Annotated in this window: 12 protein-coding genes and 1 pseudogene; 5 read left to right on the top strand and 8 right to left on the bottom strand. The window is 74.5% G+C overall.

Annotated features, from left to right (window positions below; genetic code table 11):
* Window positions 1-12 precede the first annotated feature (12 nt).
* From ilvD to AC0VYN_RS01970, 4 genes and pseudogenes are all read right to left on the bottom strand, one after another.
* Window positions 13-1866, bottom strand: coding sequence for a dihydroxy-acid dehydratase (gene ilvD, locus AC0VYN_RS01985; protein ID WP_451627542.1), 1854 nt, complete (start codon window positions 1864-1866; stop codon window positions 13-15).
* 135 nt (window positions 1867-2001) lie between these two features.
* Window positions 2002-2643, bottom strand: coding sequence for a TetR/AcrR family transcriptional regulator (locus AC0VYN_RS01980; protein ID WP_475534517.1), 642 nt, complete (start codon window positions 2641-2643; stop codon window positions 2002-2004).
* Window positions 2640-3479: a sugar phosphate isomerase/epimerase family protein gene (locus AC0VYN_RS01975; RefSeq protein WP_475534516.1), complete on the bottom strand. Its 840-nt coding sequence runs from the start codon at window positions 3477-3479 to the stop codon at window positions 2640-2642. Before AC0VYN_RS01975 ends, AC0VYN_RS01980 begins: the two co-directional genes overlap by 4 nt.
* A gap of 130 nt (window positions 3480-3609) precedes the next feature.
* Window positions 3610-4543 (bottom strand): annotated as a pseudogene (locus tag AC0VYN_RS01970) (Ppx/GppA family phosphatase).
* A 71-nt stretch (window positions 4544-4614) separates the two neighbouring features.
* Here AC0VYN_RS01970 and AC0VYN_RS01965 point away from each other — a divergent pair.
* Window positions 4615-5520 carry a DUF3109 family protein gene (locus tag AC0VYN_RS01965; protein ID WP_475534515.1) on the top strand — a complete coding sequence of 302 codons (906 nt, stop codon included), beginning with the start codon at window positions 4615-4617 and terminating at the stop codon, window positions 5518-5520.
* A gap of 28 nt (window positions 5521-5548) precedes the next feature.
* Here AC0VYN_RS01965 and AC0VYN_RS01960 read toward each other — a convergent pair whose 3' ends face one another.
* Window positions 5549-7351 carry a BACON domain-containing protein gene (locus AC0VYN_RS01960; protein WP_475534514.1) on the bottom strand — a complete coding sequence of 601 codons (1803 nt, stop codon included), beginning with the start codon at window positions 7349-7351 and terminating at the stop codon, window positions 5549-5551.
* 415 nt (window positions 7352-7766) lie between these two features.
* Here AC0VYN_RS01960 and radA point away from each other — a divergent pair, with 415 nt between their 5' ends.
* Both radA and disA read left to right on the top strand, forming a co-directional pair.
* Window positions 7767-9176: a DNA repair protein RadA gene (gene radA / locus AC0VYN_RS01955; RefSeq protein WP_475534513.1), complete on the top strand. Its 1410-nt coding sequence runs from the start codon at window positions 7767-7769 to the stop codon at window positions 9174-9176.
* An 81-nt stretch (window positions 9177-9257) separates the two neighbouring features.
* On the top strand, window positions 9258-10382 hold the full coding sequence (gene disA, locus AC0VYN_RS01950) for a DNA integrity scanning diadenylate cyclase DisA (RefSeq protein WP_356551239.1): 1125 nt from the start codon (window positions 9258-9260) through the stop codon (window positions 10380-10382).
* 4 nt (window positions 10383-10386) lie between these two features.
* Here disA and AC0VYN_RS01945 read toward each other — a convergent pair whose 3' ends face one another.
* Window positions 10387-11226, bottom strand: a complete 840-nt coding sequence (locus tag AC0VYN_RS01945; protein ID WP_475534512.1) for a hypothetical protein — start codon at window positions 11224-11226, stop codon at window positions 10387-10389.
* A 174-nt stretch (window positions 11227-11400) separates the two neighbouring features.
* Between AC0VYN_RS01945 and AC0VYN_RS01940 the strand changes: the two genes are divergently transcribed.
* Window positions 11401-12048, top strand: coding sequence for a phosphatase PAP2 family protein (locus AC0VYN_RS01940; RefSeq protein WP_475534511.1), 648 nt, complete (start codon window positions 11401-11403; stop codon window positions 12046-12048).
* A gap of 4 nt (window positions 12049-12052) precedes the next feature.
* On the opposite strand, the gene AC0VYN_RS01935 is transcribed toward AC0VYN_RS01940, so the two are convergent.
* Window positions 12053-12718, bottom strand: a complete 666-nt coding sequence (locus tag AC0VYN_RS01935) for a response regulator transcription factor (RefSeq protein ID WP_475534510.1) — start codon at window positions 12716-12718, stop codon at window positions 12053-12055.
* Window positions 12715-14673, bottom strand: a complete 1959-nt coding sequence (locus tag AC0VYN_RS01930) for a sensor histidine kinase (protein WP_475534509.1) — start codon at window positions 14671-14673, stop codon at window positions 12715-12717. Before AC0VYN_RS01930 ends, AC0VYN_RS01935 begins: the two co-directional genes overlap by 4 nt.
* 118 nt (window positions 14674-14791) lie before the next feature.
* Here AC0VYN_RS01930 and AC0VYN_RS01925 point away from each other — a divergent pair, with 118 nt between their 5' ends.
* Complete coding sequence (locus tag AC0VYN_RS01925) at window positions 14792-15769, top strand: HhH-GPD family protein (protein ID WP_386919229.1); 978 nt, start codon at window positions 14792-14794, stop codon at window positions 15767-15769.
* Window positions 15770-16035: the final 266 nt, after the last annotated feature.

Genomic DNA, 16035 nt, shown 5'->3' with positions numbered 1-16035 from the left:
CCGCGGGGCGGGTCAGCCCAGCTTGCTGACGTCCCGCACGGCGCCCTTGTCGGCGCTCGTCGCCATCGCGGCGTACGCCCTCAGCGCCGCGGAGACCTTGCGCTCGCGGTTCCTCGGGGCGTACACGCCGTTCAGGGCCTGCTCGCGGCGGGCCAGCTCGGCGTCGTCGACCAGCAGCTCGATGGAGCGGTTCGGGATGTCGATGCGGATGCGGTCGCCGTCCTCGACGAGGGCGATGGTGCCGCCCGCGGCCGCCTCGGGCGAGGCGTGGCCGATGGAGAGGCCGGAGGTGCCGCCGGAGAACCGGCCGTCCGTGACCAGCGCGCAGGTCTTGCCGAGGCCGCGGCCCTTCAGGTAGGAGGTCGGGTAGAGCATCTCCTGCATGCCGGGGCCGCCCTTGGGGCCCTCGTAGCGGATGACGACGACGTCGCCGTCCTTGACCTGCTGGGTGAGGATCTTCTCGACGGCCTCCTCCTGCGACTCGCAGACGACCGCCGGGCCCTCGAAGGTCCAGATCGACTCGTCGACGCCGGCCGTCTTCACGACGCAGCCGTCCACGGCCAGGTTGCCCCTGAGGACCGCGAGGCCGCCGTCCTCGGAGTAGGCGTGCTCGGCGGAGCGGATGCAGCCGCCCTCCGCGTCCTCGTCCAGGGCCTCCCAGCGCTCGGACTGGGAGAAGGCCTCGGCGGAGCGGACGCAGCCGGGGGCCGCGTGCCACAGCTCGACGGCCTCGGCGGACGGGGAGCCGCCGCGCACGTCCCAGGTCTTCAGCCAGTCGGCCAGGGAGGGGCTGTGCACCGAGTGCACGTCCTCGTTGAGCAGGCCCGCGCGGTGCAGTTCGCCGAGGAGGGCGGGGATGCCGCCGGCGCGGTGCACGTCCTCCATGTAGTACGTGCGGTCCTTGGCGACGTTCGGGGCGACCTTGGCGAGGCACGGCACGCGGCGCGAGACCGCGTTGATCTCGTCCAGGCCGAAGGGGACGCCCGCCTCCTGGGCCGCGGCCAGCAGGTGCAGGATCGTGTTGGTGGAGCCGCCCATGGCGATGTCGAGGGCCATGGCGTTCTCGAAGGCGGCGAAGGACGCCACGCTGCGCGGCAGGACGCTCTCGTCGTCCTGCTCGTAGTAGCGGCGGGTGATGTCCATGACCGTGTCGGCCGCGTCGACGTACAGCCGCTTGCGGGCCGTGTGCGTGGCGAGGACCGAGCCGTTGCCCGGGAGGGAGAGGCCGATGGCCTCGGTCAGGCAGTTCATCGAGTTGGCGGTGAACATGCCGGAGCAGGAGCCGCAGGTCGGACAGGCGTTCTCCTCGATGCGGAGGATGTCCTCGTCCGAGATCTTGTCGTTCACGGCGTCGGAGATCGCGTCGACCAGGTCGAGGGTGCGGACCGTGCCGTCGACCAGGGTGGCGCGGCCGGACTCCATCGGGCCGCCGGAGACGAAGACCGTCGGGATGTTCAGCCGCAGGGCCGCGTTGAGCATGCCCGGGGTGATCTTGTCGCAGTTGGAGATGCAGATCAGGGCGTCGGCGCAGTGGGCCTCGACCATGTACTCCACGCTGTCCGCGATCAGGTCGCGGGAGGGCAGGGAGTAGAGCATGCCGCCGTGGCCCATCGCGATGCCGTCGTCGACGGCGATCGTGTTGAACTCGCGCGGGATGCCGCCGGCCGCGACGACCGCCTCGCTGACGATCCGGCCGACCGGCGCCAGGTGCGTGTGGCCCGGCACGAACTCCGTGAAGCTGTTCGCGACGGCGATGACCGGCTTCCGCCCGATGTCCGCGCCGGGTACACCGGAGGCACGCATAAGGGCGCGGGCGCCCGCCATGTTGCGGCCGTGGGTGACTGTGCGGGACCTCAGCTCGGGCATCGTCGCTCGCTCCTTCGGAGAGTTCTGCCAGGAAGCGCTGACAGTTTTCTGACTGTCGACGAGCGTACGCCCGTCATCCAGGGGCCGGGACAGGCTGTCCGGGATGCGGGATGCCCGTCTCGGCCGCGGAAGGCTTCAGGAGCCGGTGAGATGGCCCTGGACGACCGGCGCCAGCCGCGCGACGATCCGCTCGGGGTCCGCCGACGCCAGCGGCTCCACCTTGATCACGTACCGGAGCATCGCGCATCCCACCAGCTGCGCCGCCGCCAGCTCGGCGCGCAGCTCCGCGTCCGGCAGGTCGAGCTGGGCGGCGATGCGCCGCAGCAGCTGGGCGGCGATCATGCGGCGGAAGACGGCGGCGGCGGTCTCGTTGTTCACGGCGGAACGGACGACGGCCAGCAGCGGCGCACGGGTGCCGGGGTTCTCCCAGAGGCCCAGGACGAAGCGGGTCAGGCGCTCGCCGACCGTGTCGAGCGGGCCGTCGCCGATCGCCTCGGGGGCCTCGAGGGCGGGCGCGAAGACGACCTCGATCGCCGCCTCGAAGACCTGTTCCTTGGTGCCGAAGTAGTGGTGCACGAGCGCGGAGTCCACGCCCGCCGTCTTGGCGATGCCGCGTACGGAGGTCTTGTCGTAGCCGCGCTCGGAGAACTCCTCGCGGGCCGCGTCGAGGATGCGGTCGCGGGTCCCGGCCGACTCGGTGCGCGGGGGGCGGCCGCGGCGGCGGGCCGGAGCGGGGGTGTCGGAGGCGCCGGGGGTCCCCTCGGTGGCGTCGCTCACGGCCGGGGCGCCCTCGCCGCCGGGGAGGCCGACGCCAGGTGCAGGCGCGTGAAGGCCAGGGCCTCGGCGAGATCGGCCTCACGTTCGGCGCTGGACATCGCGCGACGGGTGTTGACCTCGATGACGACATGGCCGTCGAAACCGGTGTGCGCGAGGCTTTCCAGTACCTCGGCGCAGGGCTGGTCGCCGCGGCCCGGGACCAGGTGCTCGTCCTTCGCGGAGCCCTTGCCATCGGCGAGGTGGACGTGACCGAGGCGGTCGCCCATGCGGCCGACCATGTCGAGGGTGTCGGTGCGGGCCGTGGCGGTGTGGCTGAGATCGATCGTGAAGTGGCGGTAGTCCTCCTTCGTCACGTCCCAGTCGGGCGCGTAGGCGAGCATCTCGCGGTCCCGGTAGCGCCACGGGTACATGTTCTCCACGGCGAACCGCACGTCCGTCTCGTTCGCCATCCGCCAGATGCCGTCGACGAAGTCCCGGGCGTACTGGCGCTGCCAGCGGAACGGCGGGTGCACGACGACGGTGCTCGCGCCCAGCTTCTCGGCGGCGGCCTGGGCGCGCCGGAGCTTGGTCCAGGGGTCGGTCGACCAAACCCGCTGGGTGATCAGCAGGCAGGGCGCGTGCACGGCCAGGATCGGCATCCGGTGGTAGTCGCTGAGCCGGCGCAGGGCCTCGATGTCCTGGCTGACCGGATCGGTCCACACCATGACCTCGACGCCGTCGTACCCGAGGCGTGCGGCGATCTCGAAGGCCGTCGCCGTCGACTCCGGGTAGACGGAAGCCGTCGACAGGGCGACCTTCGCGTCCGGGATGCGGACTACGTCCCTTGGTTCTGCCACGGGGGCCAGGTTACGGGGTACGGGTCGCGGGGTGCGGGGTGCGCGATGGCCGTTGTGGTGATTGCCATAGGGCGGGGGCGGGGCGCGTGACGGCGGTGCGCCCCGCTCCCCCGCGCCCCTTCCGGGCACGTCAGCCCTGGCCCATGTGGTCCAGGCGGCGGAGGATCACGCCCTCCCTGAGGGCCCACGGGCAGACCTCCAGGTTCTCCACGCGGAAGAGGTCCATCGCCGCCTCGGCGACCAGGGCACCGGCCAGGAGCTGGGCCGCGCGGCCCTCGGAGACGCCCGGGAAGCTCGGCGCGCTCGCTGGTCGTCATGGCACCCAGGCGGGGGACCCAGGGCTCCAGGGACGCCCGCTTCAGTTCCCGCTGCACGTAGAGGCCCTCGGTGGAACGGGCCGCGCCGGTGATGCGGGCCAGCTGCTTGAAGGTCTTGGAGGTGGCCACCACGTGGTCGGGGGCGCCGAAGCGGCTGAACTCTCCCACCGTGCGGGCGATCTCCGTACGGACGTGGCGGCGCAGCGCCCGGACGTCGTCCGGGGCGGGCGGGTCCCCGGGCAGCCAGGCCGCGGTCAGCCGGCCCGCGCCGAGCGGCAGCGACACGGCGGTGTCCGGCTCCTCGTCCATGCCGTAGGCGACCTCCAGGGAGCCGCCGCCGATGTCGAGGACCAGCAGCTTGCCCGCCGACCAGCCGTACCAGCGGCGGACGGCGAGGAAGGTGAGCCGGGCCTCCTCGGCGCCGCTGAGCACGGCGAGCTCGACGCCGGTCTCCTCGCGGACGCGCGCGAGGACGTCGTCGGCGTTGCGCGCGTCCCGCACGGCGGAGGTGGCGAAGGGCAGCAGCTCCTCGACGCCCTTGTCCTCGGCGGCCTGGAGCGCCTCGTGGACGACCGCGACCAGCCGGTCCACGCCCTCGGGGCCGATCGCGCCGTCGTCGTCGAGGAGTTGGGCGAGGCGCAGCTCCGCCTTGTGCGAGTGCGCGGGCAGCGGGCGCGCGCCGGGGTGTGCGTCCACCACCAGCAGATGCACCGTGTTCGAACCCACGTCGAGGACACCGAGTCTCATGTACGGCACGCTACTGCCGACGGGGAGCGCTGCGGTGCCGTCCTGCGGCTTCGGCGACTTACCCTGGAGCCGTGCCAAAGACGAACAAGGCGAAGGACGGAAAGTCGCCCAAGAAGGACAAGCAGGACAAGCGCGGTAAGAAGGGCGGGCTGAGCGGGATGGCCGAGGGTGTGTCGACGGGCCCCGCGTCGGGTTCCGCGCCGAGTCCCGCGCCGGGTTCCGTGCCGGGCGACGAGAAGGGGCTCGACTTCGCGCGCGCGTGGGTGGAGTTCCCGGATCCGGCGGACGACGAGCAGGTCTTCCGGTGCGACCTGACCTGGCTGACCTCCCGCTGGAACTGCATCTTCGGCAGCGGCTGCCAGGGGATCCAGGCGGGCCGGGCGGACGACGGGTGCTGCTCGCTGGGCGCCCACTTCTCCGACGAGGACGACGAGCAGCGCGTCGCCGAGCACGTGGCGAGGCTCACGCCGGACATCTGGCAGCACCACGCCGAGGGCACCCGGAACGGCTGGGTCTCCGAGGACGACGAGGGCTCCCGGCAGACGCGTCCCTTCCAGGGCTCGTGCATCTTCCAGAACCGGCCGGGATTCGCCGGGGGCGCGGGCTGTTCGCTGCACATCCTGGCGCTGAAGGAGCGCCGGGAGCCGCTGGAGACCAAGCCGGACGTGTGCTGGCAGCTTCCGGTGCGGCGGACGTACGAGTGGATCGACCGGCCCGACGACACCCGGGTCCTCCAGGTGTCGATCGGTGAGTACGACCGTCGCGGCTGGGGGCCGGGCGGGCACGACCTGCACTGGTGGTGCACGTCGGCGACCTCGGCGCACGGCGCGGGCGACCCGGTGTACGTCTCCTACCGGCCGGAGCTGATCGAGCTGATGGGCAAGGCGGGCTACGACCGGCTGGTGGAGCTGTGCGAGGCGCGGCTGGCGTCGCAGCTTCCGCTGCTGGCACCGCATCCGGCGGACCCGGCCCGCTGAGGGACGCCCTCGGCGGGCGGGCCGTGTCCTAGGGCACGGCCGGGCTCGGGATGTCGTCGCCGGGCGGGGGGGACGAGCCGTCCGTGCCGTCGGTCGGGGACGGCTCGGTGGGCGTGGGGTCCGGGTCGGGTGACGTGGGCGGCGGGTCGTCGGTCGGCGTGGGGTCGGGCGGCGCCGGGGTCGACGGCGAGGGGTCCGGACCCGGATCGGACGGGGACGACGAGTCGTCGGGCGTGCTGGGGCGCGGGGTCGGGCGGGACGGGCTCGGCGCGGTTCCGTAGCCCCGGATGGTGACGACGGCGCCTGCCGGTGAGACGGCCACCGTGGCGCTCCAGGAGCCGGACGGCTCGCGCAGATGGTCGACGTGCACCCTGATCGTCGTCGACTCGCCGGGGCGGAGGGTCCCCGACGACTGGCTCGGGTAGAGCCAGGGGGCGCCGATCGAGGCGGACCAGCGCACGGGGGCGTCGCCGGACGCGGTGAGGGTGATCAGCGTGGTGTCGCCGCGGTTGCCCGCCGTCACGTCGAGGTGGCCGGTGCCCTTCGCACCCGTGCCGGAGACGCTGACGACCTCCACGGAGACGTCGGCCTTCCCGTCCTTGCCGAAACGGGGGCCGGGGGTGCTGCTCGCGTTGCCGGCGTTCTCGTAGCCGTAGCCGCCCGCATCGCCGCTCGCGCCGTCGGGGCCCTGCGCCTCGCTGGCGCTGGCCGAGCGGCCGCCCTCGCCCTCACCGACCGGGGTGCCGCGGTAGGCCGCCCACAGGGCCAGCACGGGGGCCGCGACGACGGTCGCGACGACGGTGGTGGTGACGGCACGCGCCCGCAGGCGGTCCCGGCGGGCCGCGCGGTCCTTCGGGTCCATCGGGAAGCCGCGCCGGTCGAAGCGGGGAGCGGCGCCGCGGGCGCGGGGGCCGTGCGCCATGGCGGCGTGCAGCGCCGCGCGCGGGGCCTCCAGGACCGGCAGTTCGGCGGGGGTGACGGTGGTGCCGGGCCAGCGGCCGGGAATCGCGCGTTCGGCCGCGCGGCGGCAGCGCGGGCAGTCGTCGACGTGCCGGACCAGTTCGCGGCGGAGGGCGGCGCTGAGCACGTAGCGGTTGTCACCGGTGAGGCGGGACACGCCCTGGCAGGCGCCGGTCTCGACGACGGCGAGGGCGGCGCGGGTGCGCTCGACCTCGCAGGCGGCCGCGGCGAGCAGTTCCCTGGCGGCGGCGAGGTCCATGCCGAGCACGGCGGCGACCTCGGGGGCGGCGAGGTGGTGGCGCACGGCGAGTTCGAGGGCCTCGCGCTGCTCCGGGGTGGTGCCGGCGGCCTCCGGCCAGGCCAGCAGGGACAGTTCGCGGCGGCGGCGCTCCTCGTCCTCACCGGACGGCGGCGGGGTCGCGGGCTGCTGCGCCGGGCGCTGCCGGTCGGGGCCCGTGCGGGGCGCCGTGGGGCGGCCCGCGGCGTGGCTGCTCGGACGTTTCTGCTTGGCCTCGGCGAGCTTGCGCAGGCAGGCCCAGCGGGCCAGCGCGTACAGCCAGGCCCTGCGGTCCGCGGGGTCGGGGCCGCGGGTGCCGCGGGTGCCCCGGTGGTCGCGGCGCTCGGCGAGCGCGAGGACGTCGCCCAGGGCGGCGGTGGCGGTGTCGTGGTCGCACAGGACGGACAGGCAGTAGGTGAACAGGCCGTCCAGGTACGCCTCGTAACGCGTGGGCGACCGCTGCGCCAGCGTGCGCGCGGCCGCACGGTCACGCGCTTCCCGCTGCTCCCGGTGTGCCCGATGGTCCCGGGGGTCCCGGGGTGCTCGGTGGGTACCGGTCGTGCGGATCGTGGTCTCCGGACTGCTCCTCATCACCCGGTGACCGTAGGGGGCCATGGGTGGCGCGAACTGGCGCGTTGGCCACTTTTAATCCGTACGGGTGAAACGATCCCTCATAAGGGGACAGGGGTGCTGATGCGACCCGCGCCTGCGGCGGACCGCCGTCCCGCTACGCCCTCCCGCCACGCCGTCCCGGCTGCGGGCCGCCGCGCCGCTCGCCCCAGCTGCGGGCAGTCGTGCCTCCCCCAGTGCCTGAACGGCCTGGGAGGTACCCCCAGGGCGGCACGGGTGGGCGGTGGGGGTCCCCCCGCTCGAGCGAAGCCGAGAGTGGGGGAGGCACCACGGCAGCGCCGGGCCGCGCGGACCCACCCCCGGCCCACCACAGCGCCGGGCACCCCGGTGTCGCCGGGCGCCGCGGGGTGTTGTCAGTGGGGGCGGTTACCGTTCGGGCATGGCTGCTCGTGCGAAGACCACCAAGGAACGGCCGTCCTACCGCTGCACCGAGTGCGGCTGGCAGACGGCCAAGTGGCTCGGCCGCTGCCCCGAGTGCCAGGCCTGGGGCACGGTCGAGGAGTACGGCGCACCCGCGGTCCGTACGACGTCGCCGGGGCGCGTCACCACGTCCGCGCTGCCGATCGGCCAGGTCGACGGCCGTCAGGCGACCGCCCGCCCGACCGGCGTGCCCGAGCTGGACCGCGTGCTCGGCGGCGGACTGGTGCCCGGTGCGGTGGTGCTCGTCGCGGGCGAGCCCGGCGTCGGCAAGTCCACGCTGCTGCTCGACGTCGCGGCCAAGTCGGCCAGCGAGGAGCACAAGACCCTCTACGTCACCGGTGAGGAGTCGGCGAGCCAGGTGCGGCTGCGGGCCGACCGGATCAAGGCCATCGACGACCATCTGTACCTCGCCGCCGAGACCGACCTCGCGGCGGTGCTGGGGCACCTGGACGCCGTCAAGCCGTCGCTGCTGATCCTCGACTCCGTGCAGACGGTGGCCTCCCCCGAGATCGACGGCGCCCCCGGCGGCATGGCGCAGGTGCGGGAGGTCGCGGGCGCCCTCATCCGGGCCTCCAAGGATCGCGGCATGTCCACCCTGCTGGTGGGCCACGTCACCAAGGACGGCGCCATCGCCGGACCCCGGCTGCTGGAGCACCTCGTGGACGTCGTCCTGCACTTCGAGGGCGACCGGCACGCGCGGCTTCGGCTGGTACGGGGCGTCAAGAACCGGTACGGCACGACCGACGAGGTCGGCTGCTTCGAGCTGCACGACGAGGGCATCACCGGCCTCGCCGACCCCAGCGGGCTGTTCCTCACCCGGCGTGCCGAGCCCGTGCCCGGCACCTGTCTGACCGTCACCCTTGAGGGGCGCCGGCCGCTGGTGGCCGAGGTGCAGGCGCTGACCGTCGACTCGCAGATCCCGTCCCCGCGGCGCACCACGTCCGGTCTGGAGACGTCCCGGGTGTCGATGATGCTGGCCGTGCTCGAGCAGCGGGGGCGGATCGTCGCGTTGGGCAAGAGGGACATCTACAGCGCGACGGTCGGCGGGGTGAGGCTCACCGAGCCGGCCGCCGACCTCGCCGTCGCGCTCGCCCTCGCGTCGGCCGCCAGCGACACCCCGCTGCCCAAGAACCTCGTCGCGATCGGCGAAGTGGGTCTCGCCGGCGAGGTGAGACGGGTCACGGGGGTGCAGCGCCGGCTCGCCGAGGCGCACCGGCTGGGCTTCACGCACGCCCTGGTACCGGTGGATCCGGGCAGGGTCCCCGACGGCATGAAGGTCCTGGAAGTCGCGGACATGGGGGACGCCCTGCGGGTCCTTCCGCGCTCCCGTCGGCGAGAGGCCCCACGGGAGGAGGAGGACCGCCGGTAGACTTTGCCCTGGTCTCGCCCGTCCGTACGTCCGAGTGTGCGACACGGCAGCGCCAGAAGAACCTGCGACCGGAGGAGTGCAGTGGCAGCCAACGACCGGGCAGCAGCTCCCGGAAAGTCCGGTGGGAGTGCCGGTGCCGATGGCCTGATGCGCGCCTCCCTGAGCGCCGTGGCGCCCGGCACGCCCCTGCGCGACGGGCTCGAACGGGTCCTCCGCGGCAACACCGGCGGTCTCATCGTGCTCGGCTCCGACAAGACCGTCGAGTCGATGTGCACCGGCGGCTTCGTGCTGGACGTGGAGTTCACCGCGACCCGGCTGCGGGAGCTGTGCAAGCTCGACGGCGGCATCGTGCTGTCCTCGGACCTGTCGAAGATCCTGCGGGCCGGGGTGCAGCTCCTTCCGGACCCGACGATCCCCACGGAGGAGACCGGCACCCGGCACCGTACGGCGGACCGGGTCAGCAAGCAGGTGGGCTTCCCCGTCGTCTCCGTCTCGCAGTCCATGCGGCTGATCGCGCTGTACGTCGACGGGCAGCGCCGGGTTCTCGAGGACTCCGCCGCCATCCTGTCCCGCGCCAACCAGGCCCTGGCGACCCTGGAGCGCTACAAGCTGCGGCTCGACGAGGTCGCGGGCACGCTGTCGGCGCTGGAGATCGAGGACCTGGTCACCGTCCGGGACGTCTCGGCGGTCTCCCAGCGCCTGGAGATGGTGCGCCGGATCGCCACCGAGATCGCCGAGTACGTGGTGGAGCTGGGCACCGACGGGCGGCTGCTGGCGCTCCAGCTCGACGAGTTGATCGCCGGCGTGGAGCCGGAGCGCGAGCTGGTCGTACGGGACTACGTGCCCGAGCCGACCGCCAAGCGGTCCCGCACGGTCGACGAGGCGCTGGCCGAGCTGGACAAGCTCAGCCACGCGGAGCTACTCGAACTCTCCACGGTGGCCCGGGCCCTGGGCTACACCGGGTCTCCCGAGACGCTGGACTCGGCCGTGTCGCCGCGCGGCTTCCGGCTGCTGGCGAAGGTGCCGCGGCTGCCCGGCGCGATCATCGACCGGCTGGTGGAGCACTTCGGCGGGCTGCAGAAGCTGCTCGCCGCCAGCGTCGACGACCTCCAGACCGTCGACGGCGTCGGCGAGGCCCGGGCGCGCAGCGTGCGGGAAGGGCTGTCGCGCCTCGCGGAGTCGTCGATCCTGGAGCGCTACGTCTGACGCGTCAGTCGTTCTTCAGCACGAAGGACGTCTGCACCTTCCCGAATCCCGCGGCCTTCGCCTCCACCAGGTACGTCCCCGCCCCGGCCGAACCCGCCGGGGGCGTCCCGCACTCGGGGGCGCTCGGCTTGCGGTCCCACTTCACGGTCGAGGTGATGCCGCCGTCGGCGGTCACCCGGTACGCGAGGCTCCCCGAGCCCTTGGGGCAGTCGTCGGAGGACCAGTACGCGTCGTCGCCGCTCGCCGGGGTGATCGTCAGCACCGCGTGCTTCGGGCCGAGGTCGATCTTGCAGTCGCTGCCGGAGGTGTTGCGGGCGGTCAGTTCGAAGGTCGGCGTCTGCCCGGGCGAGTAGGAGTTGCGGACGCTGCGCAGGCTCAGTCTGACCGCGTTCGCGGTGCAGTCGGGCAGGCTCGATCCCGCCGGCAGCGCGTCGCCCGCACCCACCGCGGTCGCCGGTCCACCGCCACCGGAGCCGCCCGATCCGCCGGAACCGTCGCCGCCGGCTTCGCCGGAACCGTCCCCGGAGCCGTCTCCCGAACCGTCGCCCTCGCCGGAGCCCGAGCCCGAGCCCGACCCGCCGGAGTCCCCGCCGCCCGACTCGTCGCGCCCACCCGGCGCCTGACTGATCGCCGGCCCGGAGCCCGAGGGGCCCGGCGTGATCGACGGCGCGGGGTGCTTGCCGTCGGCACCGTCGCCGTGCCCCTTGCCGCCGCCCCCGCCGCCGACGACCACGATCCACGTGACCAGGAAGGCCAACAGGGCGAACACGGACAGCAGTACGGCCCTCCGACGCCAGTAGATGGAGGAGGGAAGCGGCCCGACCGGATTGCGCAGAGATCCCACGGCGCAAACTGTACGAGAGATCGGCGCGTTCCCCGGTCCCACCCGCCGCTCGAGCCCGCAACTTTTACGGATCATCATTCCGGAGAGCGCCCGGCACCCCTGCCGATCGTCAGGTGACACACGTGTCGATCGCGGGGTGTGACCGTATCTCCCGATCGCCTACGGTCCGTGACCATGACCTTCCAGGACGACGGGCTCTACCGTGACATCACCGGTTTCGCGCACGACACCCCGACATGGGTACAGCACACCGCGGAGGTGTGGACGGAGGCCGGACTCCTGCTGTTCGCCGCGCTGTTCGTCACCGGATGGTGGCGTTCGCGGCGTGGCAGTTCCCGGGCGTTCGCGATCGCGGTCCTTGCACCCGTGGCCACGGCTGTGGCGTACGTGTGCAGCGAACTGCTCAAGTCCGGTGTCACCGAGGAGCGTCCGTGCCGGGCGGTCACCGGGGCCGTCGCCTCACTGGCCGCGTGCCCGGCGAGTGGTGACTGGTCCTTCCCCAGCAACCACGCCACCATCGCGGGTGCCGCGGCCGTCGCGCTGGCCCTCGTCCGGCGCGTGCTCGTCCTGCTGACGGTGCCCCTCGCCCTGCTGATGGCCTTCTCCCGGGTCTTCGTCGGCGTCCACTACCCGCACGACGTCGCCGCCGGGCTCCTGCTGGGCGCCGTCGTCGCCGTCGTCGCCGTGCGCCTGGGCACCCGCACGGCGATCCGCCTGGCCGACGCCCTGCGCACCTCGCCGGCGCCCGCCGCCCGGTGGCTCGCCGGGCCGGGGGCGGCCGCCGCACCCGCGTCGCCGTACGCCGCCGCGCACCGGCGGTGAGGTGTCACGCGTCCGGCCCGACGAGCCCCGCCTCGTACGCCACGATCGCCGCCTGCACCCGGTTGCGCACCTCCAGCCGGTCCAGGACCGCGCTCACGTACGCCTTCACCGTGCCCTCGACGAGGTGCAGCCGGGCGGCGATCTCCGGGTTGGACAGGCCGGCGCCCACCAGGCCGAGCACCTCGCGTTCGCGGGGGCTGAGCCGCGCCACGCGCGTGCGTGCGTGTTCGCGTCGGGCGAGGCGCCCGCCGCCCCTGCCGAGGTCCTCGATGACGTACCGGGCCACCTTCGGCGAGAGGAAGGCGGCGCCGTCCGCCACGGCCCGCACCCCCGCCATCAGTTCGTACGGGTCACCTGACTTGAGCAGGAAGCCGGTGGCGCCGGCGGCCAGCGCGCGGGCCACGTAGGCCTGTTCGGAGAAGGTGGTCAGCATGGCGACGGCGGTGCCGGGAACGGTGCGCACGATCTCCTCGGCCGCCGCGAGGCCGTCCAGATTGGGCATGCGGATGTCCAGCAGGGCGACGTCGGGGCGGTGGGCGCGGGCCAGTTCGGCCGCCTGCCGCCCGTCACCCGCCTCGGCGACGACCTCGCTCTCCCCGCCGCTCGCCAGGATGGCGCGCACCCCGGCCCTCACCATCGCCTCGTCGTCGGCCAGCAGGACCCGGATCACCGTACGTACTCCTCGTATTCCTCGCGTCCCTCGCCGGACAGCCCGACGCGGGGGACGACGTCCTTGGCGACCAGGCGGCCTCCGTCGTCGAAGCAGAGCCGGAAGTGGTCGACGGAGACCAGGAGTTCGCCGCTCGCCCGGTAGTAGCGGCAGTCGGCGCCCGCCGGCGGCGCGGGCGCCCGGTCGGTGGGCGGGTCGTGCACCGCGTGGTCCGGCAGCACCGCCGCGGCCTGGGTGAACGGCGTGCCGAGCGACAACCCGGCGTACGCGCCGGGGCTGAGCACGGAGTGCGTCTCCGTGTACGCGTACCAGCCGAACGCGGCGGCCACCAGGACGACTCCGGCGCCGGCGGCCGCACCCAGACCGAGGGCGACGCGGCGGCGGGCCCGGGCGAAGGGAGCGGCCGGAGTCGCGGGGACACGTGGGGCTGACGGGGCGACGGTGTCCTGCGCGGGGAGGTACGCGCGCACCCGGAACCCCTCGCCGTGCGGGCCCGTGCCGAGGTCGCCGCCGACCGACGCCACGGCGGCGCGCAGCCCGGCCAGGCCCGAGCCGCCCGAGGAAGGTGGAGCCGGTTCGGTGGCCGGGCCGTTGGTGACGGTGACCGTCGTGCCGCGCGGCTGCCCGGTGACCGCGACGACGACGGCGGCGCCGGGGGCGTGCCGGGCCGCGTTGGTCAGTGCCTCGCGCACCACGCGGTGCAGCAGCCGCCCGGCGATCCCGGCGGGGTCCGGGACCGGGGCGGCGCCCGAGGGCTCCCAGCGCACCGGGAGACCCGACTCGGCCGCGCGGGCGACGAGTTCCTCGACGCTCTCTCCCGCCGGGGTCAGCGGGGCCGGCTCGTCGGCCTCGCGCAGCACGCCGATGATCCGGTGCAGCCGGTCGGTCGCGTCGGCGGCGGCCATCCGCAGGTCGGCCGCGGCGGCACGGTGGTCGGCGGCGAGCCCGGGGGCGACCTGGAGCGCGCCGGCGCGCAGGGCGATCAGGCTCAGTTCGTGGCCGAGGGAGTCGTGCATGTCCTGGGCGATCCTGGCCCGCTCCCGCAGCCGGGCCCGCTCCTCGGCGTGCCGCTGCTCGTCCTCCAGCCGGGCGGCCCTGAGCCAGCCGGCCTCGGCGAGCGCGCGGCTCTGGCGCCAGTAGCGGCCGGCGAGCCAGGGGAAGACGCAGCCGAAGAGCAGGGTGCCGGTCATGACGAGCCACTCCGGGGCCGGGTCGGCGCCGGTCAGCGCGATCCTCACCGTGCCGGCGACGCCCACCGCGGCGAAGGTGGCCGTCGCCGGGCGCGCCCGGGCCGCGCGCAGGCCGAGAAGCAGGGCGAGGACGCCGAGCGCGGGGCCGTAGGAGACGCTGAACAGGGCGGGCGCGGCGGCGAGGCCCAGGCCCGCGGTCAGGGCGAACGCGGAGAGGGGGCTGCGCCGGGACAGGGCGACGGCCGCGGCGAGTACTCCGAGGCCGGCCGCCTGCTGCCACGCGGGGCGGGGCTCGTTCAGGCCGATCCGGTCCGCCGTGACCGCCGGGACGGCGAGGACCGCCCAGAACAGGACACCTCGCCCCAAAGGCCGCGCCCACGGGAGCCCGCGCCGGGTCGCCGCCCCGGCCCGGACGCGGGGGGCGGTACGGGTGCCGGGGGCGGCGCCGGCCGGGACGTCGGTGTGGGTGCCGGCGTCCGTGCTGGTGGCGGTGCCGGCGTCGGCGTGGGCGTCCGCACCCATGCCGGTGCCCGCCGGGGTGGCGGTGCCTGCGTCGGGGACGGCGTCCCTACCGGTGCCGGTGCCCGCCGGGGTGGCGGTGCCGGCGTCGGGGACGGCGTCCGCACCGATGCCGGTGCCCGCCGGGGTGTCGGTGCCTGCGTCGACGTCCGTGCCGGTGCCGTTTCGGCGTCCGGCGTCCGTGCCGCGGCCGGTCCGCGTGCGGCTGTCGGGCTCGGTGCGAGGGGGCCGGCGGGGGTGCTCCATGCGTCCGACGCTACAAGCGGCGGCCGGGCCGGCGCCCCTGCCGATCGTCAGGTGCCCCGGCCTCCCCCGGTGGCGGTGCGCCCGTGCGGCGCTCCTCCCGTGGCAGGATCGGAGGGTCATGACTGCGCCCACGAAGCCCTCGCACAACGGCCCGACCGACTCCGCGGCACCCTCGGTCCCCGCCGCCCCGTCCGCCGCACCGTCCGCCGAGCCGGCCGTGTCCGGCGAGCCGCTGCACTCCCCCGTCATCGACTGGTTCGACGAGCACGCCCGTGACCTGCCGTGGCGGCGCCCGGAGGCCGGCGCGTGGGGCGTGATGGTCAGCGAGTTCATGCTCCAGCAGACGCCGGTGAGCCGGGTCCTGCCCGTGTACGAGCAGTGGATGGCCCGCTGGCCACGCCCCGCGGACCTCGCCGCGGAGGCCCCCGGCGAGGCCGTCCGCGCCTGGGGCCGGCTCGGCTACCCGCGCCGCGCCCTGCGCCTGCACGGCGCCGCCGCCGCCATAACGGAGCGGCACGGCGGGGACGTACCGGCGGACCACGCCCAGCTGCTGGCGCTGCCCGGCATCGGCGAGTACACGGCCGCGGCGGTCGCCTCCTTCGCCCACGGCCGGCGACACGCCGTGCTGGACACCAACGTCCGCCGGGTCTTCGCCCGGGCGGTCACGGGTGTGCAGTACCCGCCGAACGCCACCACCGCCGCCGAGCGGAAGCTGGCGCGCGCGCTGCTGCCGGAGGACGAGGCGACGGCCGCCCGCTGGGCCGCCGCGTCCATGGAGCTGGGCGCGCTGGTGTGCACGGCGAAGAACGAGTCGTGCCACCGCTGCCCCATCGCGGGCCAGTGCGCCTGGCGGCTCGCCGGCAAGCCCGCGCACGACGGACCGCCGCGCCGCGGCCAGACGTACGCGGGCACCGACCGGCAGGTGCGCGGCCGGCTGCTCGCGGTGCTGCGCGAGGCGCACGGGGCGGTGCCGCAGGCGGCGCTGGACCGGGTGTGGCACGAACCGGTCCAGCGCGCCCGCGCCCTGGACGGCCTGGTCTCCGACGGCCTGGTGGAACCGCTGGCGGACGGGATGTACCGGCTGCCGCTGAGCTGACGCACAGCACGGTCACAGCGGACAGGTGACGGAAGTCGCCGTCGTACGGGCTTCCGTCACAACGCCACCACCGGACACATCGCCCCATACCGCAGCCAAGTGCCCTGCGCCCGTACCCCGTTCCCGGGTTCGTTACACAACCGACGGACAGCCGAGGGTTAGCCGCAGGCTGCTTCGCACAGCGCCGTGACAACGCTTTCCTACCTTCGTTTGCGTGCCCGAGGGCACGGGACGACGGACCACAGGCAGGAGACCGGCGGGTGACC

It is taken from the genome of Streptomyces sp. 63XJN7_1_ISO-PGPR-S23-121, assembly GCF_056173025.1.
Note: the sequence above shows the minus strand (reverse complement) of the source record. Positions and strands in the feature narration are given on the sequence as shown.